Below are 23,161 nucleotides of genomic sequence, written 5' to 3'. Positions count from 1 at the left end.
GGCCTGCGGCCGTCAACGGGCCAGCGCCGGACAGGTGGCGGGAACCGCCATCCGCGCTCCGTCCATGACGCGGGCGAGGCATAGGCCGCGTCGCTTGACGCCTTCCCGGCCGCGCGCTCAGCCTGCCAGCTGAAACTACACGCCCTGCCGAAAGGGCGGTCCATGAAAGGAACGACCATGCCCGGATCCGGCAAGATGAGGCGCGCCCTGATGGGCATGGCCTGCGCCATTGCCCTCGCGCCTGTTCCCTCCCTCGCCCAGGAGGCTTATCCAAGCCGCTCCATTCGCATGATCGTGCCCTTCGCGGCTGGCGGCACGACTGACCTCATCGGCCGGCTGGTGGGCGCCGAGATGTCCAAGCGCCTTGGCCAGCCACTGGTGGTGGACAACCGCGCGGGCGCGGGCGGCAATATCGGCGCGGAGGCCTGCGCGAAGGCGCCGCCGGATGGCTACACCATCTGCATGGGCACGATCAGCAGCCATGCGATCAACCCCTCGATCTACCCGCGCATCCCCTTCGACAACCTGCGCGACTTCGCCCCGCTGGCGCTGCTCGGCAGCCAGCCGAACATGCTGGTGGTGGCGAACAACATCCCGGCCAGGACGGTACAGGAGTTGGTGGCGCTGATGAAGGCGCGGCCGGGGCAGATCAACTATGGCTCCTCCGGCGTCGGCACCTCGATCCACTTGGCTGGGGAGCTGTTCACGCAGCTGACCGGCACCCAGGCGGTGCATGTCCCCTATCGCAGTAGCGGTCAGATCATGACGGACATGCTGGGCGGCACCCTTCCCATGGCCTTCGACAACTTCTCCTCCGGCTGGCCGCACGCGAAGGAGGGGCGTGTCCGCGCCATCGGCGTGGGCAGCCTGCAGCGCGTCCCGCAGGCGCCTGACGTGCCCACCCTGGCCGAGAGCCTGCCGGGCTTCGAGAGTGTATCCTGGCATGGCCTGTTCGCCCCCGCCGCCACCCCGCGCCCGATCGTGGAGCGGCTGAACCGCGAGGCGCTGGCCGCCCTGGCGAGCCCGGAGGTGAAGGCCCGCTACGAGGAGCTGGGCATCACCGCCGGCACCTTCTCCCCGGACCAGTTCCGGGACTTCGTCGCCGACCAGACCCGCCGCTGGGGCGAGGTGGCGAAGCGGGCGAACATCCGGGTGGAGTGACGCCCCCGGTCCCCGGTCCTGGCGCCCCGGTCCTGGCATCGCCCCTCAGCGCTGGCGCCAGGGCAGGTCCGAGGCCTTCCAGCCGGCGGTCCGGCCGCGGTGGCCTTCCGCATCCACCGGCCCCTCGAAGCCATCCGCCACGTTGTAGGAGCTGGGGAAGCCCGCCGCCTGCGCGGCCTGGGCGGCGGCGAGGGACCGCGCACCGGAGCGGCAGAGGAAGTACAGCTTGCTGAGCGGCGTGGCGCCCGCCCGGCGCAGATGCTCGACGAAGGCGCCGTTCACCTGCATGGAGGGGTAGAGCTGCCAGGGGATGAGCACCGGCTGCTTTCCCGCCTCCGAGAGGTCCGGGATGCCGACGAAGTTCCATTCGGCATCCGTCCGGACATCGACGAGGATGGTGTCGGGATCGCTCTTCAGCGCCTGATAGCTCTCCTGGGGGGAGATGTCCTCGACCGGCATGGGCGCGTCCTCGCTTGATGTAGCCCGGCAGATTGGGTTCCCGCCGCCCGGGTGCCAAGGCCCGGCGGGCTGACGGCACCGATTTGCGGTTCCGACGCGGTGCGAGCCGTGCAAGACGATGGCGCGAGCCTTGCAATGAGCCTTGCAAGACGCTGGGGATGCGAGAGTTGTGGATGCCAGGGCTGCGAACGAGTGCGTGGGGGGATGGGCGGCGATGACGGGGTTCGAGAAGCCCTTCGTGGAGATCGACGAGGTCTCCATGCGCTATGGGGGCACGGATGGCACGCTGGCGCTGCGCAACACCTCCATGCGAGTCGGCAAGGGGGAGTTTGTGGCGGTGGTCGGCCCCTCGGGCTGCGGCAAGTCCACTCTGATGCGATTGGTGACCGGCCTCTGGCCCTGCTCGGCCGGCAGCGTAATCGTGGCCGGAAGGGAAGTGGACGGCCCCCTCTCCATCGCCGGAATGGCCTTCCAGGCCCCGACCATGCTGCCCTGGCGAACGATCCTGCAGAACGTGATGCTGCCGCTGGAGGTGGTGGAGCCGCATCGCCGCCGCCTGCGCTCCGAGCGCGCCATGTATGAGGACAAGGCTCGCAAGCTGCTGGAGCTGGTCGGGCTGAAGGGTTTCGAGGACAAGACGCCCCACCAGCTTTCCGGTGGCATGCAGCAGCGCGCCAGCCTCTGCCGCGCCCTGGTGCACGACCCGCAGCTGCTGATGCTGGACGAGCCCTTCGGCGCGCTGGACGTCTTCACCCGGGAGGACCTCTGGGTGGAGTTGCAGGGTGTGTGCAACATCCTCAAGCCCACCGTGATCCTGGTCACCCATGACCTGAAGGAGGCTGTGTTCCTGGCGGACCGCGTCCTCATCATGTCGGCGCGCCCTGGCCGGATCATCGCGGAACGGGCTGTTCCCTTCCCCCGGCCCCGCGCCCTCGACATCACCTATACCCAGCCCTTCCAGGAACTGGTCCACGACCTGCGCGAGCACATCAGCGCCGCGCGGCGCGGCGAGGAGATCGCCGGCAAGGCAGCCGGGCTCGGCCAGGAGACCACCCATGCCGCTTGACACCACCCCCTCCACCGCGCCCACCGCCGCCCAATGCCGGATTGATGCCCTTGCCACCGCCGCGCGGCGCCGGCGCAGGCTCCAGGCGGCGCTGCCCTGGCTGATCATCATTGGCGCCCTCCTGGTCTGGGAGCTGGGCTGCCAGGCCTTCGCCATCCCGCAGTTCATCCTGCCGGCGCCCTCCGCCATTAGTGCCAGCATGGTGAAGTGGTGGCTGCCGCTGCTCGACAATGCCTGGCAGACGCTGATGACGACACTGATCGGCTTCGCCCTGGCGATTGTCTTCGGCTTGCTGCTGGGGGTCGCGATCGGCTCCTCCACGCTGCTGTACCACGGGCTCTATCCGCTGCTGATTGCCTTCAACTCGGTGCCGAAGGTCGCGGTGGTTCCGATCCTGGTGATCTGGTTCGGCATCGGCACGGTGCCGGCGGTGATCACCGCCTTCCTGATCAGCTTCTTCCCCATCGTGGTGAATGTCGCGACCGGCATTGCCACCGTGGAGCCGGAACTGCGGGACGTGCTGCGAGCCCTGGGCGCCAGGCCCACCGACATCATCCGCAAGGTCGGCCTGCCGCGGGCGATGCCCTATTTCTTCGCATCGCTGAAGATCGCGATCACCGTCGCCTTCGTCGGCTCGATCATGGCGGAGACGGTGGCGGCGAATAAGGGAATCGGGCACCTGATGATGCTTGCCTCGTCCCGCTTCGACGTACCGCTGGTCTTCGCCGGGCTCATCATCACCGGTGTCATGGGGGTGGTGATGTATGTGGTGGCCGTGGCCATCGAGAACCGCACCACGGGCTGGGCCATGCGGGGCCGGGATTCCGGTCAGGTCTCGGTGGCGGGGGTTTAACCGCCCGCCCCTACCCGGCTTTCCCTACTCGGGAACGCCATGATAGGGCTTCTGGTCGGTATTCCCCCTTCCGCCACGGCGCCCGGCCGGTGCGGGGGCCGCGGGATCGCCAGGGGAGAATAACGGCCGGATGTTCATCGCGCTCCGCGACCTATCGGTGCATGTGCAGGTCCAGGGCCCGCCCGGCGCCCCGGCGCTTCTCATGCTGCACAGCCTCGGCACCAATCTTCATGTTTGGGATCCCCAGGCCGAGGCGCTGGCCCGCACCCATCGTGTCATCCGCTGCGACCTTCGCGGCCACGGGCTGACCAGCCTCGTCCCTGGCGAGACGACCATCGCAACACTGGCCGAGGACGCCTTGGCCCTTCTGGACGCGCTCGGCGTGAAGGCCGCGCATGTCGCCGGCATCTCGATTGGCGGCCGAATCGCGATGGAGATGGCGGCCGCCCAGCCGGAGCGCGTGCATTCCCTCTTCCTGCTCGACACCGCGCTGGAGTTCACACCGCCCTCCAACTGGCAAGCCCGCATCGAGGCGGTGGGGACCGGTGGCATGGCCGCGGTGGCCGAGGGGGTGATGGCACGCTGGGTGGTCGACCAGGCCTCCCCCTCTTCCCGCGCGCTGCGCGCCATGCTGATGGGCACCCCGGCCGAGGGTTATGCCGCTGCCTGCGCTGCGCTGCGCGACGCCACCGCCGCGCCGCTTCAGGGCCGGCTCCGCGGCCCGGCGACCGTGGTGGTGGGCGAGTTGGACCATGCCTCTCCCGTCTCCGCCGCCGAGGCGATTCGCGACGCCATTCCCGGCAGCCGCCTGATCGTGCTGCCCGGCGTCTCCCACATCCCGACCTTCGAAGCCGCGGACGCGATCGTCGCCGCCCTTCAGGCGCATCTCGCCCAGGGAGCGGAGGATGATTTCCTCGCCGCTGGCATGGGCGTGCGCAAGGCGGTGCTGGGCGAGGCCCATGTCGCCCGCGCCCAGGCGAATGTCACGCCGCTGGACGCGCCGTTCCAGGACTACATCACGCGCAACGTCTGGGGCCAGATCTGGACCCGGCCGGGCCTGCCACGCCACACGCGCTCCTTGCTGACCCTGGCCGTCACGGCCGCCCTGGCGCGGGAGGGCGAGTTCGGCCTGCATGTCCGGGCGACGCGCAACACCGGCGTGTCGCCAGAGGAGATTGCGGAGGTCCTGCTGCAGGTCGGCGCCTATGCCGGCGTGCCGGTGGCCAATCATGCGCTGAAGATCGCCAAGGAAATTGTGGCGGACATGGAGAAGACGTCATGAGCGATGTCGTCCACGGCTATCGCCGTCCCAATCCCGCAACCCAGCCGCCCCTGAACTCGCCTTCCTACGGCAGTACCCATGCGCGCTACCCGACCCAGCCGCTGCTCGAACTGCCGCACACGCTGACCGAGACGAGCAGCCCGATCTTCACCCCTGCCCGCTACCCCGAGGTCACGGACCTCACGGTGCTGGAGAACGGCAAGGGCCAGGCGATGGGCGAGCGCATCATCGTCGGCGGCCGGCTGACCGACGAGGATGGCCGCCCAATCCGCCGCGCGATGGTGGAGGTATGGCAGGCCAATGCCGCCGGGCGCTACAACCATGAGGGCGACACGCATGACGCGCCGCTCGACCCCAATTTCCGGGGCATGGGCCGCGTCTTCACCGATGATGAGGGCTGGTACCGCTACGTCACCATCCGGCCGGGTGCCTATCCCTGGCGGAACCATCAGAACGCCTGGCGGCCGAACCACACCCATTACAGCCTGTTCGGCTCGGGCTTCGCACAGCGCATGATCACCCAGATGTACTTCCCGGGCGACCCGCTGCTGCCGCTCGATCCGATCTTCAACACGGTGGCGGATGAGGCGGCGCGGAACCGCCTCGTCGCGAAGTTCGACCTTGAGATGACAAAGCCGGAATGGGCGCTGGGCTACCGCTTCGACATTGTGCTGCGTGGGCGCGAGGCCACACCGATGGAGGATGGTCACCATGACTGAGGCGACCCCGGAACTGGCGCCCTCCGACGCGCTGGTCGCCTCGGCCCATCAGACCGCCGGCCCCTACTGGCACCTCGTCGACTTCCCGGAATGGGCCGACACAACCCGCCACTTCGCCGACAGGCTGCCTGAGGGGGCCGAGCGCATTACCCTCGCTGGCACGGTGAAGGACGGCAAGGGTGCGCTGGTGACGGATGCGCTGGTGGAGATCTGGCATGCCGATCCATCCGGCCGCTATCCCGACCAGAACGGTGATCCCACTGCCTTCCAGGGCTATGGCCGCTGCGCCACCGACAAGCAGGGGCGCTTCCGCTTCGTGACACTGAAGCCCGGCCCCGTGCCGGTCGGCCCGCATGCCGGCGGCAATGCGATGCAGGCGCCTCATGTTGCCTTGGCCATTTTCGCCCGCGGGCTGCTGCAGCACCTTTCCACCCGGCTGTACTTCGAGGGCGAGCCGCTGAACGCCACCGACCCCGTGCTGAAGGCGGTGCCTGAGGCGCGGCGCGGCACGATGATCGCGAAGCCCGCCGGGAACGGCACCTGGACGCTCGATCTTCGCCTCCAGGGCGAGGGCGAGACCGTCTGGATGGCCGTTTAGGCATGAGCGTCAATCCGGCGGACGGGGCAGTCTGGGGCGTCCTCTACGGAACCGACGCCATGCGCAGCGTGGTGGGGGAGATGGCGCTTCTCCAGCGCATGCTGGATGTGGAGGCGGCGCTTGCGCGCGCCGAGGCCGGGCTCGGCATCGTCCCGGAGGAGGCCGCGCGGGCCATTACGGCCGCGGCCCGGGTGGAGCGGCTGGACCTGCCGACGCTCGCCGCCGCCACGCGCAACACCGGCTATCCGGTGGTCGGGCTGGTGAAGCAGCTCGGCACTCTGGCAGGCGAGGAGGCGGCGCGCTGGACCCATTGGGGCGCGACGACCCAGGACATCCTGGACACCGCCCTGGTGCTGGCGCTGCGTGACGCCTTCTCCCTCATCCGCACCGATCTGGACGCCACCATCACCGCCCTTGCCGCCCGCGCGCGGGAACACCGCGGCACGGTGATGGCCGGGCGCACCCATCTGCAACACGCCCTGCCCGTCACCTTCGGCTATAAATGCGCCGCGTGGCTGGCGCCGCTGATCAATGCGCGGGACACGCTGGATGCCCTGCTGCCGCGCCTGCTGCGCGTGCAGTTCGGCGGCGCGGTCGGCACCCTCGCCTCCCTCGGCGAGCAGGGACCGGCTGTGGCCGATGCGCTGGCGCGGGAGCTGGACCTCGCCGTGCCGGAGATCCCCTGGCATGTGGCGCGGGACACCGTCACAGAGGCGGTGTGCTGGTGCGGCATCCTCTGCGGCACGCTCTCCAAAATGGCGACGGACGTCATGCTGCTGATGCAGACCGAGGTCGCCGAGGTGTTCGAGCCGCATGAGGCCGGGCGCGGCGGCTCCTCCACCATGCCGCAGAAGCGCAACCCGATCGCCTGCGAATACGTGCTGGCGCAGGCGCGCGGCGTTCATGCGCTGGTGCCGCAGGTGATGTCCGCCATGGCGCTGGACCATGAGCGCGGCACCGGTCCCTGGCAGGCCGAGCCACTGGCCATCCCCCAGGCGCTGCTGCTGACCCATGGCGCGCTGGATCAGGCGCGGCAGATCGCTCAGGGCATGACGGTGGATGCCGCCCGCATGCGGCGGAACCTTGATGCCACCGGCGGCGCCATCATGGCGGAAGCTGTGATGATGGGTCTCGCGCCGAAGCTCGGGCGCGGTGCGGCGCATGACGCCGTGCACCATGCCTGCGATGTCGCGCTGGCCGAGCGCATCCCGCTCGCCGAAGCGCTCGGGCGAGCCGAGGCCGTCTCCTCCCGCCTCGATCCGGCGGCCATCGGGCGGATCACCGATCCCTCTACCTATCTCGGAAGCGCCGGCCTCTTCGTGGACCGCGTGCTGGAGCGCCTCGCATGAGCCCCCCCGACACCAACGGCGCCGCCCCAGTCCCTCCCCCGGCGCGGAGCGTCTATCGCAGCGTCCCCAAGGACCTGCCGCGCCGCCTGCGCTCGATCCTGGCGCTCGACGATTTCGAGCCGGCGGCGCGGCGGAAGCTGCCCCGGCCGCTCTTCGGCTATATTGCTGGTGCAGCCGAGACGAATGCCTCGCTGAAGGATAATCGGGAGGTCTTCCAGGAATGGGCCTTCCGCCCCCGCTACCTGATCGACGTCTCCCGCCGCAGCATGGCGACCACCCTGTTCGGCCAGGAATACAGCGCCCCCTTCGGCATCGCGCCGATGGGGATCAGCGCCATCATGGCCTATCGCGGCGACCTGGTGCTCGCCCGTGCGGCACGGGATGCCGGCATCCCGATGATCATGAGCGGATCCTCGCTCATCCCACTTGAGGAGGTTGCGAAGGAAGCGCCCGGTAGCTGGTTCCAGGCCTATCTGCCGGGTGACTCGGACCGGATCGCGGGGCTGGTGGATCGCGTGGCGGCCGCCGGCTTCGGCACGCTGCTGCTGACGGTGGACACCACCACCATGGGCAATCGCGAGAACAACGTCCGCAGCGGCTTCTCCACCCCGCTGAAGCCCAACCTGCGCCTTGCCTGGGATGGCGCGATCCGCCCGCGCTGGCTGCTGGACACGATGTTCCGCACCCTGCGCCACCACGGCATGCCGCATTTCGAGAATTCCTTCGCAACGCGCGGCGCCCCCATCATCGCGCGGCATGTGGAGCGGGACTTCAGCGCGCGGGACCACCTGAACTGGACGCATCTCGCCCAGATCCGCAAGCGCTGGAAGGGCCGGCTGATCGTGAAGGGCATCCTGCATGGCGAGGACGCCCGCCGCTCCGCCGAGGAAGGTGCTGACGGCGTCGTCGTCTCCAACCATGGCGGACGACAGCTCGATGGCGCCATTTCCGCGTTCCGCGCCCTGCCGGAGGTGAAGGCGGCAGCCGGAACCATGACCGTGATGATGGACGGCGGCATCCGCCGCGGCGCAGATGTGCTGAAGGCCCTGGCCATGGGCGCGGATTTCGTCTTCGTCGGGCGCCCGTTCCTCTATGCCGCCGCGGTGGGCGGGGAGGCTGGGGTGAGCCACGCCATTTCCATCCTCTCGCAGGAGGTGGACCGCAACCTCGCCCTCCTCGGCTGCCAGCGGCCGGAGGAGGTGGGGATGCAGCACCTCATGCGCGTGGGCGGGGTTCCGCCCGTCTAGGCCCGCGAGACGGCCGCTCAGTCGGCGGCCGGGGACAGCGTGGCGCCCGGCCCGGCGATGGCCGGCAGATCGCTCAGCTCCACCGCCTCGATCGCGACACCCCGGCGGGCGATCTTGCCGGTGGTGATCTCGATCTGCTGCACATCATTCTGGATGTCGACGAAGTGCTTGCGGAGCCGGCCCACCCGCTCGTCCAGGCGCCCGACATCCTTCACCAGCTCGGCGACCTGGATCTTGATCTGCCCGGCCTCCGCCCGCATCCGGACATCCTGCATCAGCGCACGCATGGTCCCGAGCACGGCCCAGAGCGTGCTGGGCGAGACGATGTAGACGCCCCTCCGCGCCGCCGCATCCACGACCGGTGAATGGGCGGAGTGCAGGTCGGCGTAGATTGCCTCGCTGGGCACGAAGATCAGCGTGCCGTCCGCGGTCTCCCCGGGGCAGATATACTTGCCGGCCACATCGTCCACATGGCGCGTGATGTCGGCGGCGAAGCGCTTCGTGGCGGCGAGGCGGGTCGCATCGTCCGTGGCATCCCTTGCCGCGAGCCAGGCTTCGAGTGGGAACTTGCTATCCACGGCAATGGGGCCGGGCGGGTTCGGCAGGCGGATCAGCACGTCGCAACGCGTGCGGTTCGCCAGGGTGTGCTGCCAGACGAAGCCATCCGGCGGCAGCCGGTCCTCGACGATCTGGCGCAGCTGCACCTCGCCGAAGGCGCCGCGAGACTGCTTGTTGCCCAGGATCTGCGCGAGGCTGCCCACCTGCGCGCCCAGCGCCTCCATATTGGCACGGGCGGCGTCGATCACCGCCAACCGCTCATGGATCTTGCCGGCAGTTTCCTCGGCCTTCAGGGCGTTCTCGTTCAGGATGCGGCCGATCCGCTCGTTCTGCGCGGCCACCGCCGCGCCGAGCGACTCCTGGGTGCTGGCGAGCCGGTCCGCCAGGGCCTTCTCCTGCGCCGCCAGCCGTTCGTTCTGGGCGGCGAGGGCATTTGCCAGCGTCTCAGTCAGCGCCAGGGTCGAGGCCGAGAGCCGCTCCGACAGCATGTTCTCCTGCGCCGCCAGCCGCTCGTTCTGGGCCGCCGAGCTGTTCGCCGCGGCCAGCCCCTGGGCGGAAAGCGCCTCGGCCATCGCGCGGGTCGCCTCGCCCAGCCGGTCGGCCAGCATCTGCTCGGTGGTGCCCAGCCGCTCGCGCTGGGCGGCGAGGGCGGCATCGGTCGCCAGCCGCGTCTCGGCCAGCCGGTCGGCCATGGCGCGCTCGGCCGCCGCGCTCCGATCTGCCGCGGCGGCGGCCTGACGGTCCTGCGCCGCCCCGAGCGCGTCCAGCTTGCCCGACAGCGTCGCCAGCGCATCGCCACCACCCGATGGACGCCGCAGGAGGATGACGAGCACCCCCAGCAGCGCCAGACCAGCCAGGATCACGGGAAGTAGCGTCGTCAGTTCGGCCATCCGGGGGCTTTCGGTTCGAGTCGAGCGGGGCGGGCCTCCCCATGCCGGCAATCCATGCCATATACGCCGGGCCCATGGGAACATTGCCGGAACCCTTCGCGGGCTGGTTTGCCGCTCGCGGCTGGACCCCGCGCCCTCACCAGATCGCCCTTTGGAAGGCCGCCAAGGCCGGAGAGAGCGCCCTGCTCATCGCCCCGACCGGTGGCGGCAAGACGCTGGCGGGCTTCCTGCCCAGCCTGCTGGACCTGCATGCCGAGCCGCGCGAGGGGCTGCACACCCTTTATGTCTCGCCCTTGAAGGCGCTGGCGGTGGATATCGCCCGCAACCTGATGGACCCGGTGCGGGAGATGGACCTCCCCATCCGCATCGAGACCCGCACCGGCGACACCCCCCAGAACCGCCGCGCCCGCCAGCGCGAGGCGCCGCCGCAGATCCTGCTGACCACGCCCGAAAGCCTCGCCGTCCTCCTCTCCTCCCCCGAGGCGCCCCAACTCTTTGCGGGGCTCCGGACCGTGGTGGTGGATGAGGCCCATGCGATGGCCGGCACCAAGCGGGGGGACCAGCTCGCCCTCTGCATGGCGCGGCTCGACATGCTCGCGCCTGGGCTGCGGCGTGTTGGGCTCTCGGCGACGGTGGCTCATCCGGAGGCGCTCCGGGCCTGGCTCTCACCCAGCGCCCGGGCCAGCGACGTGCGGCTGGTCGTCGGCAAGGGCGGGGCGGAGCCAGTGCTCCACCTCATGCTGCCGGAGGGGCACCTGCCCTGGGGCGGCCATATGGGCATCGCCTCCTCCCCGGGGGTGCTGAAATGCATCCGGCAGGCGGGGGTCACCATCGTCTTCGTGAACACGCGCGCCCAGGCGGAGCTGATCTTCGCCGCCCTTTGGAAGCTGAACGAGGACAACCTGCCGATCGGCCTCCACCATGGTTCGCTGCAGATCGAGCAGCGGCGGAAGGTGGAGGCGGCCATGTCGGCCGGGAAGCTGCGGGGAGTGGTGGCCACCGCCTCGCTCGATCTCGGCATCGACTGGGGTGCGGTGGACCAGGTGATCCAGGTCGGCGCGCCCAAGGGCGTCTCCCGCCTGCTCCAGCGGGTCGGCCGGGCCAACCACCGGATGGACGAGCCCTCCCGCGCCGTGCTGGTGCCCGCGAACCGTTTCGAGGTGATCGAATGCGTCGCCGCCACCGAGGCCGTGCGGGCGCATGAGCTTGATGGCGAGCCGCCGCGCCCGGGCGGGCTGGACGTGCTCGCCCAGCACATCCTGGCCATGGCCTGCCAGGCGCCGTTCCAGCCCGACGACCTCTATGCCGAGGTGACACGCGCCGGCCCCTATGCCGGCCTCACCCGCCGCGACTTCGACGACGTGCTGCGCTTCGTCGAGGATGGCGGCTACGCGCTGCGTGCCTATGAGCGCTTCCGCCGCCTGTTCCGGGACTCCGAGGGGCTGGTGCATGTGCGGGACCTGCGCGTGGCGCGGCAGGCGCGGATGAATCTCGGCACCATTGTCGACACGCCGATGCTGAAGGTGCGGCTGCGCGGCGGGCCGGTGCTGGGCGAGGTGGAGGAATGGTTCGCCTCCACCCTCGAACCTGGACATTGCTTCATCTTCGCCGGCCAGACCCTGCGCTATGAGGGCATCGACGCGCTCACCATGGTGGTGACGCGCGGTGGGGAGGGAGAGCCGCGCGTGCCGGCCTATGCGGGGGCGCGCCTGCCGCTCTCCACTCATCTTTCCTTCCGCGTCCGCTCCATTCTGGCCGATCCGAAGCGCTGGCGAACCCTGCCGGAGCCGGTGCGGGACTGGCTGCGCCTGCAGCAGCGGCGTTCGGAGCTGCCGCAGCGGGACGGCATGCTGATCGAGGTTTTTCCGCGCGGCGGCCGCTGGTTCATGGTCGCCTATTGCTTCGAGGGGCGGTTGGCGCATCAGACGTTGGGAATGCTGGTGACCAAGCGCATGGAGCGCATGGGCTATGGCCCGCTCGGCTATCTCGGCACCGACTACGTCCTCGCCACCTGGAGCGCCTTCGAGCCAATTGACCCCGAGCGGCTATTCGAAGAGGACATCCTCGGCGAGGAGCTGGAGGAGTGGATCGCGGAATCCTCCATGCTCCGCCGCACCTTCCGCAACATCGCCACCATTGCCGGGCTGATCGAGAAGAACCACCCGGGCCAGGAGAAGTCCGGCCGCCAGATGAGCATGAATGCCGACCTAATCTACGACGTGCTGCGCAAGCACGAGCCCGACCACATCCTGCTGCGCGCCACCCGCGCCGAGGCCGCGACGGGCCTGACCGATGTTGGACGCATCGCAACCCTTCTTGCCCGGATCCAGGGCGCCATCCGCATCCGCCGGCTGGATCGTGTTTCGCCGCTTGCCGTGCCCGCGCTGATCGAGGAGGGGCGGGAATGGGTGGCCGGCGGCGCCGAGGATGCACTTCTCGCCGAGGCCGCCGCGCTGGTGGATGACGCGACCGGCGGGGTGGAGCATTTCGCCGATGTACTCTCCGAGGTGACGGAGGGCATCCGCGTGCGTTCCGGTGTGGTGGATCGCCCCAGACGACAGAACCGCAAGCGTCGCCCGCCGCCCCGCCGCTTCATCCGCAGCGCCAAGGGGCTGGCCCCGTGACACCCGCCCCGCTGCACCTGGCCGGGGAACGGTTGATGCTCGATCCGATGGGCGTGGTCTCCTGGCCCGCGCGTCGGACCCTGGCCGTGTCCGACCTGCATCTGGAAAAGGGCAGCCATTTCGCCGCCCGCGGTTTCTTCGTGCCGCCCTACGACACCCGCGAGACCCTTTCGAAGCTTGCCCTCGTGGTGCGGCGCTACCGCCCTGCCCGGCTGGTCTTGCTTGGCGACAGCTTCCACGACGCGCTGGGCTGCCAGCGGATGGCGCCGGCCGACTGCGCCGCGCTCGGCCGCATCCTGGCCTCGGTGCAGGAGGTTGTCTGGGTGCTGGGCAATCACGATCCGGTGGCGCCGGTCGGGCTGCCGGGCCTTGCCGTGAACAGCTTCGCGGATGGCTCCCTCACCTTCCGGCACGAGGCCGATCCCCGTGCGGTGGGGGAGTTGAGCGGGCACTTCCACCCGAAGGCGACATTGGCCACGCGGGCGGGCGGAATCAGCCGCCCCTGCTTCGCCACCGACGCCCGGCGCGTGATCCTGCCAGCCTTCGGAGCTTATACGGGCGGGCTGGACGTGCGCGACCCGGCGCTGGGCGGGCTGTTCCCGCGCGGGGGCCGCGTCTTCATGCTTGGCACGGACCGACTGTTCAGCGTGCCCATGGCGCCGATGCGGCGGCGCACGGATTCGGCTGCGTGACCGCGCCCGCCATCCTCTGGTTCCGCCATGACCTGCGCCTGGCAGACAACCCGACGCTGGAGGCGGCAGGGGCCCTCCGGTCTCTCGCCGCATCTGCGCTTGGGCGAAGTCTCGCCGCGCCAAGTCTGGCACGCGGCACGGGAGGCGGGCCGTGCGGAAGCTCTCCCTTTCCTGCGGGAGATCCTGTGGCGGGAGTTCTCGCATCACCTGCTCTGGCACCGGCCGGAAATGCCGCGCACGGCCCTGCGCGCCCCTTTCGCCCGCTTTCCCTTCGCGCCGGACCGGGACTTGCTTGCGGCCTGGAAGCGAGGGCGCACCGGCTATCCGATCCTGGATGCCGGAATGCGGCAGCTCTGGCGGATCGGGTGGATGCATAATCGGGTGCGGATGATTGCGGCCTCGCTCCTGGTGAAACACCTCCTCCAGCCCTGGCAGGATGGCGCCACATGGTTCATGGATACGCTCGTGGATGCGGATCCGGCCAGCAACAGCGCCTCCTGGCAATGGATCGCCGGCAGCGGCACGGATGCCTCAGCCTATTCCCGAGTCTTCAACCCGGTGTTGCAGGGGGAGAAGCTCGACCAAGGCGCCTATGTCCGCCGCTGGGTGCCGGAACTGGCGCGGATGCCCTCGCGCTTCGTCCACCGCCCGCATGAGGCACCGGCGGAAATCCGCCGAGCAGCCGGCATGGCGGACGAAGCCTATCCCCGCCCGGTGATCGAGCATTCCGCCGGCCGCGTCCGGGCACTCGCTGCGCTGCGCGCCACCAGCCGCGGTGAACTTTCCGAGGAGGCGGAGGCTTGAGAGACCTCCGGCACCGCTTTGAGGGCATCCGCGTGGTCGGCGACGTCCACGGCGATGCCGATGCCTTCCAGGCCGCCGTCGAAGGGGCGGCGGCGGAGCGCCTTTTCCTCATCCAGCTAGGCGACCTGACAGATGGCGGCTCCGATGCGCCGGGGGTGCTACGGCGCGCCTTTGCGCTGCGTGCCGAGGGGCGCGGGATCTTCGTGCTTGGCAATCACGACCATAAGCTCCGCCGCGCGCTCGAGGGCGCGCCGATCCGCATCGAGGCGAACGGGCTAGGCCGCACGCTGGAGCAGATCGATGCCGCCGCGGATCGCGAGGCGCTGCGCCGCCGTGCCGTGGCTGAGATCGGCCGCGCCCCGGCCTGGCTCCGGATCGACCAGCGGCTCTTCGTGCATGGCGGCTTCCACCCGCGCATGCTCCACGCGGCCCCGCCGCCTGATGCCGGCGCCCGCAAGCCGGAGGGGCTCGTTCCCCGCGCGTTGTTCGGCCACGTGACCAGCCGCATGCGCGACGATGGTTTCCCAGAGCGGCTGCATGACTGGGTGGACCGGATTCCGCAGGGTTTCACCGTCTATTGCGGGCATGAGATGAGGAGCACGAACGGGCGTCCGCTGATGCAGCTGGGCGCCGGCGGTGGGGCGGCGGTGTTCATGGATACCGGCGCGGGCAAGGGAGGACATCTCTCCTGGGTGGACCTGCCCTGGTAGGCGCTACAGCGGCTCAAACTCGCCTGTGATGGCTTCCACCGTTTCAACATCTTCTTGAGGAACGGTTTCGCACTCCCGGCTGTTCTTGGTCGTCCGCGATCTCGCCCTAATCCCGCCCGCGAAGCACCCAGCGCGACAGCAGCGACAGCGCCAGGAAAATCGCGATGCCTGTCGCCGAAACCAGGGCGAGTGCCGCGAACATGCGCGGGATCTGGAGCTGGTAACCCGCTTCCAGGATTCGGTAGGCCAGACCGGATTCCGCCCCCCCTGCCCCGGCCACGAATTCTGCGACGATCGCCCCGATCAGCGCCAGCCCGCCCGAGATGCGCAACCCCGCCAGAAAGAGCGGAAGCGCCGAGGGCAGGCGCAGGCGCACCAGCACCTGCCATCGGCTGGCGCCATAAAGGCGGAACAGATCGTGCAGATTGGGATCGGCGCTGTTCAGCCCGAGCGTCGTATTCGACAGCACCGGGAAAAACGCCACGATCCAGGCGCAGAGCAGCAGTGCCAGCCAGACCTGGTCCACCCAGATGATGATCAGCGGCGCGATCGCGACGATCGGCGTCACCTGCAGGATGATGGCATAGGGAAAGAGTGCGGTTTCGATCAGCTTCGATTGCGCGAAGATGATCGCCAGCAGGAGCCCGAGCACTGCCGAGGCCACCAGCGCCATGGCCGTGACCTGGAGCGTCATCAGCAGCGATTGCCAGAGCAGCGGCCAGTCCCGCACCAGCGCTGCGCCGATCGCGGCGGGCCCGGGCAGGATGTAGGGCGGCACGTTATTCGCGCGAACCGCCCATTCCCATCCGCCGAGCACAAGCAGCGCCACCAGCAGCGGTGCGGCCACGCGCGGCCATTCGGCCAGCCATTTCCTCATGCCGCCTTCGCCTCCATGGCGCGGGACAAAGCGTGGGAGGCCTGCCGGCACAGCGCGGCATATTCAGTGGAGGTGCGGTACTCGGCTCCTCTCGGCAATGGCGCCTCGACGGGCAGTTCCTCGGCGATCCGCCCAGGCCGCGCGGCCATCACGGCAACACGGCTGGAGAGGTAGACACTTTCGAAGACCGAATGCGTCACCAGGATCGCGGTGAAGCGTGTCGCCTCCCACAGCATCAGAAGATCGTCGTTCAGGCGGTGGCGCGTGATTTCGTCGAGCGCGGCGAAGGGCTCGTCGAGCAGCAGCAGCCGCGGGCGCGTCACCAGCGCGCGGGCGATGGAGACGCGCATCCGCATTCCACCCGACAGGGCGCGCGGCCGCGCCCGCTCCGAGCCCGAGAGGCCAACCTGCGCCAGCGCCTCGGCCGCGCGCGGCTCGGCCTCGCGGCGCGGCACGCCCGAGAGGCGCAGCGGCAGCATGACGTTCCCAATGGCGCTGGCCCAGGGCATCAGTGTCGGGTCTTGAAAGACGAATCCGGTCTCGCCGTGCCGCGCGGCGCGCACCTCCACCCGCCCGCTGCTCGCCGGGATCAGTCCGGCGATCACGCGCAACAGGGTGGACTTGCCGCAGCCGGAGGGGCCGAGAAGGGAGAGGAATTCTCCCTCCTCCACCGCGAGGTCGATGCCCTCCAGGGCCAGCGTTCCCCCAGAGGGATCATTGCCGTAGCGCTTCGAGACCCCCGAGAGGAGGACCGACTGCGCCACCTCAGCCGACGCCGATCTTCCGGTTCACGAATTCCAGCGAATAGCCCCGGCGAATGTCGATCCCGGCTGGGTAGACGCCGGTTTCCCGCATGGTGGCGTAGAAGCGGTCCCAGCGCTCATGGGTCATGGCGCCGATGCCGAGCGTCTCGGCCTCGTGCGAGCGCACGATGCCGCGTTCGTTCAGCGCCTTCAGGCCATAGGCCAGCAGGTCGTCCGGCATCTCCGGATTGTGGCGCTTGATGAGGGCATTGGCCGCCTCGACGTCCTGGCCCTTCATGTACTCGGCCCAGCCTTCCATGGTTGCGTCGATGAAGCGCTGCACCAGGTCACGCTTCTCCGCGACCATCCTGGCGGAAGTGTCGATGGTGGTGTTGTAGGCATCGTAGCCGGCATCGGCGAGCAGATGGACGCGCGGATGGGCGCCCGCCTGCATGGCGGCGTAGGGCTCGGAGGAGACGAAGCCCTGGTAGATCGAATTCCGGTCCGCCATGAAGGGTTGGAGGCTGACGGATTTCGGCCGGATCTGGCTGTCGTCGAAGCCGAAGCGGCTGCGCAGGAAGGGCCAGTGGGTGACGCGCCCGGCCGCGCTGATCGATATCGGCTTGCCGCGCATCTTCTCGAAGCTGTCGATCCCGGCTTCCTCATGCGTCATGAGGATTACGGGATCCTTCTGGAAGATCGCCCCGATGCAGAGGAAGGGCATGCTGTCACGGGCGTAGTTCAGTGCCTGGAAGGGGTTCGACATGATCATGTCCACCCGCCCGGTCACCAAGAGCTGCGCCGGGTTGAGCTGCGGCCCACCCTGACGCAGGTCGCAATCGATGCCGTGGCGCCGGTAGATGCCCTTGGCGATCGCCTGGTAGTAGCCGCCATGCTCCGCCTGGGCCCGCCAGTCGGTTTGGAAGGAGACCTTGTCGAGCGTCTGCGCGGAGACGCGCGCGCCAGGCACCGGCACGAGGGAGAGGGCGGCGCCGCCCGCCAGGAGGGTTCGCCGCTGGATGCGGTACTTGGTGCCCATGGTGGGTCTCCGTCGTCAGGATGCCGGTTCCGTGCGCGGGCCCAATGCCCGCGTCGATGCTCGATCCGTCCCCTGAATGCCACGGCCGGGCGCACCGGCACCAGCCACCATGCATGTCCCTGTGGCGGCGGGTTCCCGTGAACGGGTTATGCCTGGGCGGCTCGGCGGCTATGCTGCGCCGCCTCGCCAGCCGATCCAGCGACCTCGCCCCACCCCTCCCCTGCCTGAAGAGGCCCGAACCCGCTCGTATGGCCAGCGCCGTCACCCTCACCCATGTCACCACCTACCGCTACGACAGGCCGGTGTTACTGGGTCCCCAGACGATCCGACTCTCCCCGGCGCCGCATGCGGCAGCGCGCATCCTGCGCCATGTGCTGTCGGTGGAGCCGGGCAACCACCGCCTGTTCCATCGGCGCGACCCGCAGGGGAACCCGGAGGCGCGAGCAGTCTTCGATGGCAGGGTGGAGCATTTCACCATCACCGCGCGGCTGGAGGCGGAGCTTCAGCCGATGAATCCCTTCGCCTTCATCCTGGAGGATGGGGCGGATCGCTGGCCCTTCACCTATGACCCGCTGCTGGCAGCCGAACTTTCGCCAAACTTGCGGGCCGCTCCCCTGACGGCCGGCCTCGCCGCCCTGCTGCCGCAGCGGTGCGAGGGCGGGGAGGACACGATCCCGACCCTGCTTGCCCTGGCCCGCCGCGTGGCCGGCGAGATCGCCTATATCCGGCGTGACGAGCCCGGCATCTGGGAGCCCGAGGAGGTGATCTCCCGCGCCCAGGGCTCCTGCCGCGACACCGGCTGGCTGCTTGTCCATGCCTTCCGCGCCATGGGGATCGCAGCCCGTTTCTGCTCGGGCTACCTGCTGGACACGAACGAGAACACGGCCGAGCTGCATGCCTGGGCCGAGACCTTCCTGCCCGGCGCCGGCTGGGTCGGCTTCGATCCCACCTCCGGCCTGCTAGCCGCCGAGTTCCACCTGCCGCTCTCGGCGGCGTCCGATCCCCGGCTGGCGGCGCCGGTCAGCGGCACGCATGAGGCCTGCGGCGTCACCTTCTCCGCCTCGCTGAAGCTGGAGGCGGCGTGAGCGCCCCAGTGGACGAAATGGTGGATGGCGGCGGCCGGGTTCGCCCGCATTGGCGCGGCCTGCTCGGCTCGCTCTCCAGCCTGCCTGAAGGCGGGCTTGCCGAGCGCGCAAGGCTGCTGGACCGCGCCTTTGAGGAGGAGGGCGCCGCCGGACTCCTCCCCTCCCCGGCGCGAGGGGCGGCGGGGCGGCTCGACCCGGTGCCGCTGGTTCTGAACGGAGCGGAATTCGCCGGCCTCGCGGAGGGGCTGATCCAGCGCGCGCGGCTTCTCGAGGCCATTCTGGTGGATCTCTACGGGCCGCAGCGCCTGGTCGAGGAAGGGCTGGTCCCGCCCGAACTCGTCTTCCCCAACCCCGCTTTCCTGCGCCCCTGCCGCAACGCCGCGTCGGGGCGCTTCCTGCACGCCTATGCCGCTGACCTGATCCGCGGGCCGGACGGGCAGTGGCGCGTCGCAGGCGACAGTGTGGTGGCGATGGACGGGCTAGCCCAGGCCCTGGGCAACCGCATCCACATGGCGCGCAGCATGCCCGAATGCGCCCGCGCCGTTCAGATGCGGCCCCTGCGCCCCTTCATCGAAACCTGGCGGGACGTGCTGCAGCGCGCAGCGGGAGCGGAGGTTGCCGGGGCGGCTGCGGTCGCGCTTCTGACGCCCGGCGTCGGACATCGGGCCTGGGCGGAGCATGTCACCGTGGCGCGTGACCTCTCCTGCGCCCTGGCGGAGGTAGGCGACCTGACCGCGCGGGGCGGTGCGCTCTTCCTCAAGACCCTGCGCGGGCTGCAGCCGGTGCGGGTGCTGCTCTCGCGCGTGCCGGGCTCCACCCTGGACCCGCTGGAAATGGGCGGGCGGCCCGCCAGCGGCATTTCTGGACTGCTCGACGCGATGCGGGCCGGCACGGTCGCGGTGCACAACAATCCCGGCGCGGGGCTGGTGGAGGCCCCGGCCATGGCGGCCTTCCTGCCCGCCCTCTGCCAGGCCCTGCTCGGCGAGGCGCTGGTGGTTCCTTCGCAGGAGACGCTTTGGCTCGGGAACCCTGCGGCGCTTGAGCGCTACCTCGCAACGCCTGGAGAATTCGCGCTGCATGCCGCCGGGCGCGCGGGTGCGGAAGCCGAGGCGATCGAGGGTGATCCGCGCGGCTGGGCTGCCTCGGCAAGGACGGTGCCGTCCCTTGCTCCCTCCCTTGTGGACGAGGTCCTGGAGCCCCGGCCTGTAACGCTGCGCCTCTTTCTCCAGCATGACGGTGAGAGCTGGTGCTGCATGCCCGGTGGTCTCGCCCGCATCGTGGATGCCGACGGACAGGGCGGCAACGTCTCCAAGGATGTCTGGGTGCTGTCGGAGGAACGTGCCGAGATCCGTGGGCCCGCTACGCTGCACATCCCGGCCCTGGCCATCCGGCGGGCGGCGGGCGACCTGCCGTCCCGCGTGGCCGACAACCTGTTCTGGCTCGGCCGGTATGTGGAGCGGCTGGACGATTCCGCCCGGCTAATGCGTGCCGCCCTCGCCCGGCTGGAGCGCGCGCCCATGTTGCCGCGCGACCTGGCGGAGATCGCGGCCCTATCGCGCTGCCTACTCGATGCGAAGCTCATCACCAAGGAGGAGGTGCCTACCTCGGGCGACGACGCCGCGCTGCGCCGCGCACTGCTAGGTGCTGGGCGCGAGGGCGGGCCGCTGCACCGGCTGACCAGCGAGGTTGCCCGGCTGGTGGAAGGCACGCGCGACCGGCTGACCGGCGACATGCACGCCGCCTTCACCTTGCCGCTGCGCGACAGCCGCGCCGCGCTGATGGCGGCAAAGACCCCGGCGGCGCTCGGCGCGGCGCTGGGCGGTATGGTGCGCTACGCCTCGGGCGTCGCGGGTGTCGCGGCGGAGAACATGGTGCGTGGCGGCGCGCACGGCTTCCTCGATCTCGGGCGGCGACTGGAGCGCGGCGCGAGCGTGGCGGCGCTGCTCGGCCACCTGCTGGACGAAGCCCCGGCGCGGGTGGAGAGCGCGCTCGCCCTGGCACTCGAGCTTTGCGATTCCGTCATCACCTATCGGACCCGCTACCTCCATGTCCTGCAGCCCGGCCCTGCGCTGGACCTGGTGATGGCGGATCCCGGCAATCCGCGCGGGCTTGTCTTCCAGCTTTCGGCCGCTGAAGGGCTGCTCGCCACGGTGGAGGGCGGCGGTGACCCGTCGCTTTCGGCCTGGGCACGGCGCCTGCGGCAGCATGGCGAGGCGATGGCGGCGGAAGTCGTGGCGGCAGCCGATGGCGCCTCGGCGGCGACGGGCCTTTCCGGCCGTCTGCTGGCTCTGGAGGAATCTGTAGGCGCGCTGTCGGACGCGATCGGGCGGCGCTACTTCACCCTCATCGCCGCGCCGAGGCTGCTCGGAGTGGATACGGCGGATGCACCCGGCGGTGGTCCCGTGCGGGGGGCGGCGTGATCTACCGGCTGCGGCATGTCACCGCCTACAGCTATGAATCTCCGGTCGAGATGGCGGCGCATGTGCTCCACCTCTCGCCCCGCCCAATGGCGCGCCAGGCCGTCCTGCGTGCCAGCCTGACCAGCGGCCCCACGCCGACACGGCGAAGCGAGGGAACCGACTACTTCGGGAACCCCACCGCCTGGTTCTATATCGACCGCCCGCACAAGCGCTTCACCGTCACCGCGGAGTCCCTGGTGGAGGTGAGTGCGCCTCCGCCCCTCCCTGCCGCGATGCCCGCATGGGAAGCGATCCGCGACTTGGCGCTACAGGACCGCGAGGCGGCGGAGTTCCTGTTCCCCAGCCCCTTGCTGCCACCCGTGGAGGCGGCGCGAGCCTTTTTCGCCCCGCATTTCGCGCCGGGCCGGACGGTGGGCGAGGCGGCGGTGGAGATGATCGCCTGCTTCCGCGGCCAGATGGCTTTCCGCGCCGGCGTGACCACCGTTTCCACCCCCGTGGAGGAGTTGCTGAAGCGGCGCGCAGGGGTGTGCCAGGACTTCGCGCATCTGATGGTCACGGGGCTGCGAATGTTCGGCATCCCGGCGCGCTACGTCTCGGGCTACATCCGCACCCGGCCGCCGCCGGGCGGCACACTTCGGGTGGGGGTGGACCAGTCCCATGCCTGGGTAGCGGCCTGGATGGGGTCCGAGGCAGGCTGGGTGGAGATGGACCCCACCAACAGCCTGTTCGTCGCGGACGAGCATGTCGTGCTTGGCTGGGGCCGCGACTTCGGGGATGTGTCGCCGCTGCTGGGGGTGATCCTGGGCGGCGGGCGGCATTCCGTGACGGTCGGAGTGGAGATGAGCGAGGCCGGCGCGCTTACCGAAAGTTGATCGCGGCACCATTCCTGCATGGACGCGCGGCGCACGCCGGGCCACACCGGCGGCACGCGTGACCCGGAGCAGCCCGTCATGAACCTTCCCCGCCGCACCCTACTGGCCGCTGGTGCCGCCGGCCTGGCCCTTCCCCATATCCGCACCGCGGCCGCCCAGGCGCCGATCCGCTTTGTCCTGGACTGGGCGTTGCAGGGCAATCACGGCATGTTCGCCCTGGCCGAGGACCGCGGGATATTCCGCCGCGAGGGCCTGGCCGTGCGCATGGACCGCGGCTTCGGCTCCGGCGACACAGCCATCAAGATCGCGTCCGGCGCCTATGACATCGGCTACACCGATGTCAGCACCGCGGTGAAGTTCAACGCCGAGAACCCCGTAAAGCGCCTCGTCTCCATCTACCAGGTGCTGGACCGCACGGCCGCGGCGCTGACCACGTTGCGCAAGTCCGGCATCACCGAGCCCAAGGGCGTGGTGGGCAAGCGCCTGGGCGCGCCGGAGGGCGAGGCGAGCCGGATGATCTTCCCGGCCTTCGCCAAGGTGCAGGGCTTCGATCCTGCCGCCGTGCGCTGGACCAGCATGGCCGCGAATCTGCGCGACACCATGCTGGCCCAGGGCCAGGTGGATGCCGTGACGGGCTTCATGTTCACCACCCATTTCAACATCCTCGGCCTTGGCGTGAAGGAGGAGGACATCGTGTCCTGGCCCTATGCCGAGAACGGGCTCGATATCTTCGGCTCCGCCATCATGGTCCGGCAGGAATGGCTGGAGCGGAACGAGCAGCAGGCCGCCGGCTTCGTGAAGGCCTCGATCGAGGGGCTGAAGCTGCTCCTGGCGGAGCCCGATGCAGCGATGGCCGCGCTGAAGAAGCGCGAGGCGCTCTTCGACGAGGCGCTGGAGAAGCGCCGCTGGGCGATGACGCGCGACCGCTCCATCCTGACGCCGCATGTGCGTGCGAACGGAACCGGCTCCATCGACATGGGACGGGCGGAGACGTTGGTCCGGGTGAATGCCGAGGCCTATGGCGTGACCAATCCCCGCCCGGTTGCCGAATTGTTCACCGAGCGGTTCCTGCCCCCGGCGAGCGAGCGCAAGATCGCCTGATCTTGCAGGAGC

At 69.8% G+C, this 23,161-nt stretch carries 21 protein-coding genes; 16 read left to right on the top strand and 5 right to left on the bottom strand.

Features of this window, described 5'->3' with window-relative positions; translation table 11 throughout:
• Positions 1-195 precede the first annotated feature (195 nt).
• Positions 196-1,161, top strand: a complete 966-nt coding sequence (locus GSE44_RS11310; protein WP_235924727.1) for a Bug family tripartite tricarboxylate transporter substrate binding protein — start codon at positions 196-198, stop codon at positions 1,159-1,161.
• Between the two features lie 45 nt (positions 1,162-1,206).
• On the opposite strand, the gene GSE44_RS11305 is transcribed toward GSE44_RS11310, so the two are convergent.
• On the bottom strand, positions 1,207-1,620 hold the full coding sequence (locus GSE44_RS11305) for a rhodanese-like domain-containing protein (RefSeq protein WP_159348902.1): 414 nt from the start codon (positions 1,618-1,620) through the stop codon (positions 1,207-1,209).
• A gap of 214 nt (positions 1,621-1,834) precedes the next feature.
• Between GSE44_RS11305 and GSE44_RS11300 the strand changes: the two genes are divergently transcribed.
• The 7 genes from GSE44_RS11300 (at position 1,835) to GSE44_RS11270 (ending at position 8,734) form a co-directional block, all read left to right on the top strand.
• Positions 1,835-2,686 (top strand): ABC transporter ATP-binding protein, encoded by an 852-nt coding sequence (locus GSE44_RS11300; protein WP_159348901.1) that lies wholly within the window; start codon positions 1,835-1,837, stop codon positions 2,684-2,686.
• A complete protein-coding gene (locus tag GSE44_RS11295; protein WP_159348900.1) occupies positions 2,676-3,539 on the top strand; it encodes an ABC transporter permease in 864 nt (287 codons plus the stop codon). Before GSE44_RS11300 ends, GSE44_RS11295 begins: the two co-directional genes overlap by 11 nt.
• 130 nt (positions 3,540-3,669) lie before the next feature.
• Positions 3,670-4,821, top strand: a complete 1,152-nt coding sequence (gene pcaDC, locus GSE44_RS11290) for a bifunctional 3-oxoadipate enol-lactonase/4-carboxymuconolactone decarboxylase PcaDC (protein ID WP_159348899.1) — start codon at positions 3,670-3,672, stop codon at positions 4,819-4,821.
• Positions 4,818-5,540, top strand: coding sequence for a protocatechuate 3,4-dioxygenase subunit beta (pcaH, locus tag GSE44_RS11285; protein ID WP_159348898.1), 723 nt, complete (start codon positions 4,818-4,820; stop codon positions 5,538-5,540). The genes pcaDC and pcaH overlap by 4 nt, the downstream gene beginning before the upstream one ends.
• Positions 5,533-6,138 (top strand): protocatechuate 3,4-dioxygenase subunit alpha, encoded by a 606-nt coding sequence (gene pcaG, locus GSE44_RS11280; protein ID WP_235924725.1) that lies wholly within the window; start codon positions 5,533-5,535, stop codon positions 6,136-6,138. Before pcaH ends, pcaG begins: the two co-directional genes overlap by 8 nt.
• A gap of 2 nt (positions 6,139-6,140) precedes the next feature.
• Positions 6,141-7,487: a 3-carboxy-cis,cis-muconate cycloisomerase gene (pcaB, locus tag GSE44_RS11275; RefSeq protein WP_159348897.1), complete on the top strand. Its 1,347-nt coding sequence runs from the start codon at positions 6,141-6,143 to the stop codon at positions 7,485-7,487.
• Positions 7,484-8,734 (top strand): alpha-hydroxy acid oxidase, encoded by a 1,251-nt coding sequence (locus GSE44_RS11270; protein WP_159348896.1) that lies wholly within the window; start codon positions 7,484-7,486, stop codon positions 8,732-8,734. The genes pcaB and GSE44_RS11270 overlap by 4 nt, the downstream gene beginning before the upstream one ends.
• A 17-nt stretch (positions 8,735-8,751) precedes the next feature.
• Here GSE44_RS11270 and rmuC read toward each other — a convergent pair whose 3' ends face one another.
• Complete coding sequence (rmuC, locus tag GSE44_RS11265; protein WP_159348895.1) at positions 8,752-10,182, bottom strand: DNA recombination protein RmuC; 1,431 nt, start codon at positions 10,180-10,182, stop codon at positions 8,752-8,754.
• A 74-nt stretch (positions 10,183-10,256) separates the two neighbouring features.
• Between rmuC and GSE44_RS11260 the strand changes: the two genes are divergently transcribed.
• From GSE44_RS11260 to GSE44_RS11245, 4 genes are all read left to right on the top strand, one after another.
• The gene (locus tag GSE44_RS11260; protein WP_159348894.1) at positions 10,257-12,806 is read left to right on the top strand and encodes a ligase-associated DNA damage response DEXH box helicase; all 2,550 of its coding nucleotides are present in this window, start codon (positions 10,257-10,259) and stop codon (positions 12,804-12,806) included.
• Positions 12,803-13,498, top strand: coding sequence for a ligase-associated DNA damage response endonuclease PdeM (gene pdeM / locus GSE44_RS11255; RefSeq protein ID WP_201306033.1), 696 nt, complete (start codon positions 12,803-12,805; stop codon positions 13,496-13,498). Before GSE44_RS11260 ends, pdeM begins: the two co-directional genes overlap by 4 nt.
• A 99-nt stretch (positions 13,499-13,597) precedes the next feature.
• Positions 13,598-14,302, top strand: a complete 705-nt coding sequence (locus GSE44_RS11250) for an FAD-binding domain-containing protein (RefSeq protein ID WP_328799072.1) — start codon at positions 13,598-13,600, stop codon at positions 14,300-14,302.
• The gene (locus GSE44_RS11245) at positions 14,299-15,012 is read left to right on the top strand and encodes a metallophosphoesterase (protein ID WP_159348892.1); all 714 of its coding nucleotides are present in this window, start codon (positions 14,299-14,301) and stop codon (positions 15,010-15,012) included. Before GSE44_RS11250 ends, GSE44_RS11245 begins: the two co-directional genes overlap by 4 nt.
• Before the next feature lie 106 nt (positions 15,013-15,118).
• Here the strand turns inward: GSE44_RS11245 and GSE44_RS11240 are convergent, their stop codons facing one another.
• From GSE44_RS11240 to GSE44_RS11230, 3 genes are read right to left on the bottom strand one after another with little or no spacing between them, the layout of a single operon-like run.
• Complete coding sequence (locus tag GSE44_RS11240; RefSeq protein ID WP_159348891.1) at positions 15,119-15,889, bottom strand: ABC transporter permease; 771 nt, start codon at positions 15,887-15,889, stop codon at positions 15,119-15,121.
• Positions 15,886-16,653, bottom strand: coding sequence for an ABC transporter ATP-binding protein (locus tag GSE44_RS11235; protein ID WP_159348890.1), 768 nt, complete (start codon positions 16,651-16,653; stop codon positions 15,886-15,888). Before GSE44_RS11235 ends, GSE44_RS11240 begins: the two co-directional genes overlap by 4 nt.
• A gap of 1 nt (position 16,654) precedes the next feature.
• On the bottom strand, positions 16,655-17,671 hold the full coding sequence (locus GSE44_RS11230; RefSeq protein ID WP_159348889.1) for an ABC transporter substrate-binding protein: 1,017 nt from the start codon (positions 17,669-17,671) through the stop codon (positions 16,655-16,657).
• Positions 17,672-17,919: 248 nt separating this feature from the next.
• On the opposite strand from GSE44_RS11230, the gene GSE44_RS11225 reads away from it, so the two are divergent.
• The 4 genes from GSE44_RS11225 (at position 17,920) to GSE44_RS11210 (ending at position 23,149) form a co-directional block, all read left to right on the top strand.
• Complete coding sequence (locus GSE44_RS11225; protein WP_159348888.1) at positions 17,920-18,756, top strand: transglutaminase family protein; 837 nt, start codon at positions 17,920-17,922, stop codon at positions 18,754-18,756.
• On the top strand, positions 18,753-21,176 hold the full coding sequence (locus GSE44_RS11220; protein WP_159348887.1) for a circularly permuted type 2 ATP-grasp protein: 2,424 nt from the start codon (positions 18,753-18,755) through the stop codon (positions 21,174-21,176). Before GSE44_RS11225 ends, GSE44_RS11220 begins: the two co-directional genes overlap by 4 nt.
• The gene (locus GSE44_RS11215) at positions 21,173-22,048 is read left to right on the top strand and encodes a transglutaminase family protein (protein ID WP_159348886.1); all 876 of its coding nucleotides are present in this window, start codon (positions 21,173-21,175) and stop codon (positions 22,046-22,048) included. The genes GSE44_RS11220 and GSE44_RS11215 overlap by 4 nt, the downstream gene beginning before the upstream one ends.
• Positions 22,049-22,126: 78 nt before the next feature.
• Positions 22,127-23,149 (top strand): ABC transporter substrate-binding protein, encoded by a 1,023-nt coding sequence (locus GSE44_RS11210; protein WP_159348885.1) that lies wholly within the window; start codon positions 22,127-22,129, stop codon positions 23,147-23,149.
• Positions 23,150-23,161: the final 12 nt, after the last annotated feature.

The sequence above is a fragment of the Muricoccus harenae genome, assembly GCF_009848505.1.
In the GTDB taxonomy this organism is placed as follows: domain Bacteria; phylum Pseudomonadota; class Alphaproteobacteria; order Acetobacterales; family Acetobacteraceae; genus Roseomonas; species Roseomonas harenae.
This window is presented reverse-complemented; position numbering and strand designations above follow the sequence as displayed.

Excerpts from the sequence above, each read along its gene's own strand:
- GSE44_RS11260 (WP_159348894.1), top strand. The coding sequence starts at position 10,257 with ATGGGAACATTGCCGGAACCCTTCGCGGGCTGGTTTGCCGCTCGCGGC.
- GSE44_RS11210 (WP_159348885.1), top strand. The coding sequence starts at position 22,127 with ATGAACCTTCCCCGCCGCACCCTACTGGCCGCTGGTGCCGCCGGCCTG.
- GSE44_RS11300 (WP_159348901.1), top strand. The coding sequence starts at position 1,835 with ATGACGGGGTTCGAGAAGCCCTTCGTGGAGATCGACGAGGTCTCCATG.
- GSE44_RS11240 (WP_159348891.1), bottom strand. The coding sequence starts at position 15,889 with ATGAGGAAATGGCTGGCCGAATGGCCGCGCGTGGCCGCACCGCTGCTG.
- GSE44_RS11305 (WP_159348902.1), bottom strand. The coding sequence starts at position 1,620 with ATGCCGGTCGAGGACATCTCCCCCCAGGAGAGCTATCAGGCGCTGAAG.
- GSE44_RS11310 (WP_235924727.1), top strand. The coding sequence starts at position 196 with ATGAGGCGCGCCCTGATGGGCATGGCCTGCGCCATTGCCCTCGCGCCT.
- GSE44_RS11270 (WP_159348896.1), top strand. The coding sequence starts at position 7,484 with ATGAGCCCCCCCGACACCAACGGCGCCGCCCCAGTCCCTCCCCCGGCG.
- pcaH (WP_159348898.1), top strand. The coding sequence starts at position 4,818 with ATGAGCGATGTCGTCCACGGCTATCGCCGTCCCAATCCCGCAACCCAG.
- pcaDC (WP_159348899.1), top strand. The coding sequence starts at position 3,670 with ATGTTCATCGCGCTCCGCGACCTATCGGTGCATGTGCAGGTCCAGGGC.
- pcaG (WP_235924725.1), top strand. The coding sequence starts at position 5,533 with ATGACTGAGGCGACCCCGGAACTGGCGCCCTCCGACGCGCTGGTCGCC.
- GSE44_RS11295 (WP_159348900.1), top strand. The coding sequence starts at position 2,676 with ATGCCGCTTGACACCACCCCCTCCACCGCGCCCACCGCCGCCCAATGC.
- GSE44_RS11225 (WP_159348888.1), top strand. The coding sequence starts at position 17,920 with ATGGCCAGCGCCGTCACCCTCACCCATGTCACCACCTACCGCTACGAC.
- pcaB (WP_159348897.1), top strand. The coding sequence starts at position 6,141 with ATGAGCGTCAATCCGGCGGACGGGGCAGTCTGGGGCGTCCTCTACGGA.
- rmuC (WP_159348895.1), bottom strand. The coding sequence starts at position 10,182 with ATGGCCGAACTGACGACGCTACTTCCCGTGATCCTGGCTGGTCTGGCG.
- GSE44_RS11230 (WP_159348889.1), bottom strand. The coding sequence starts at position 17,671 with ATGGGCACCAAGTACCGCATCCAGCGGCGAACCCTCCTGGCGGGCGGC.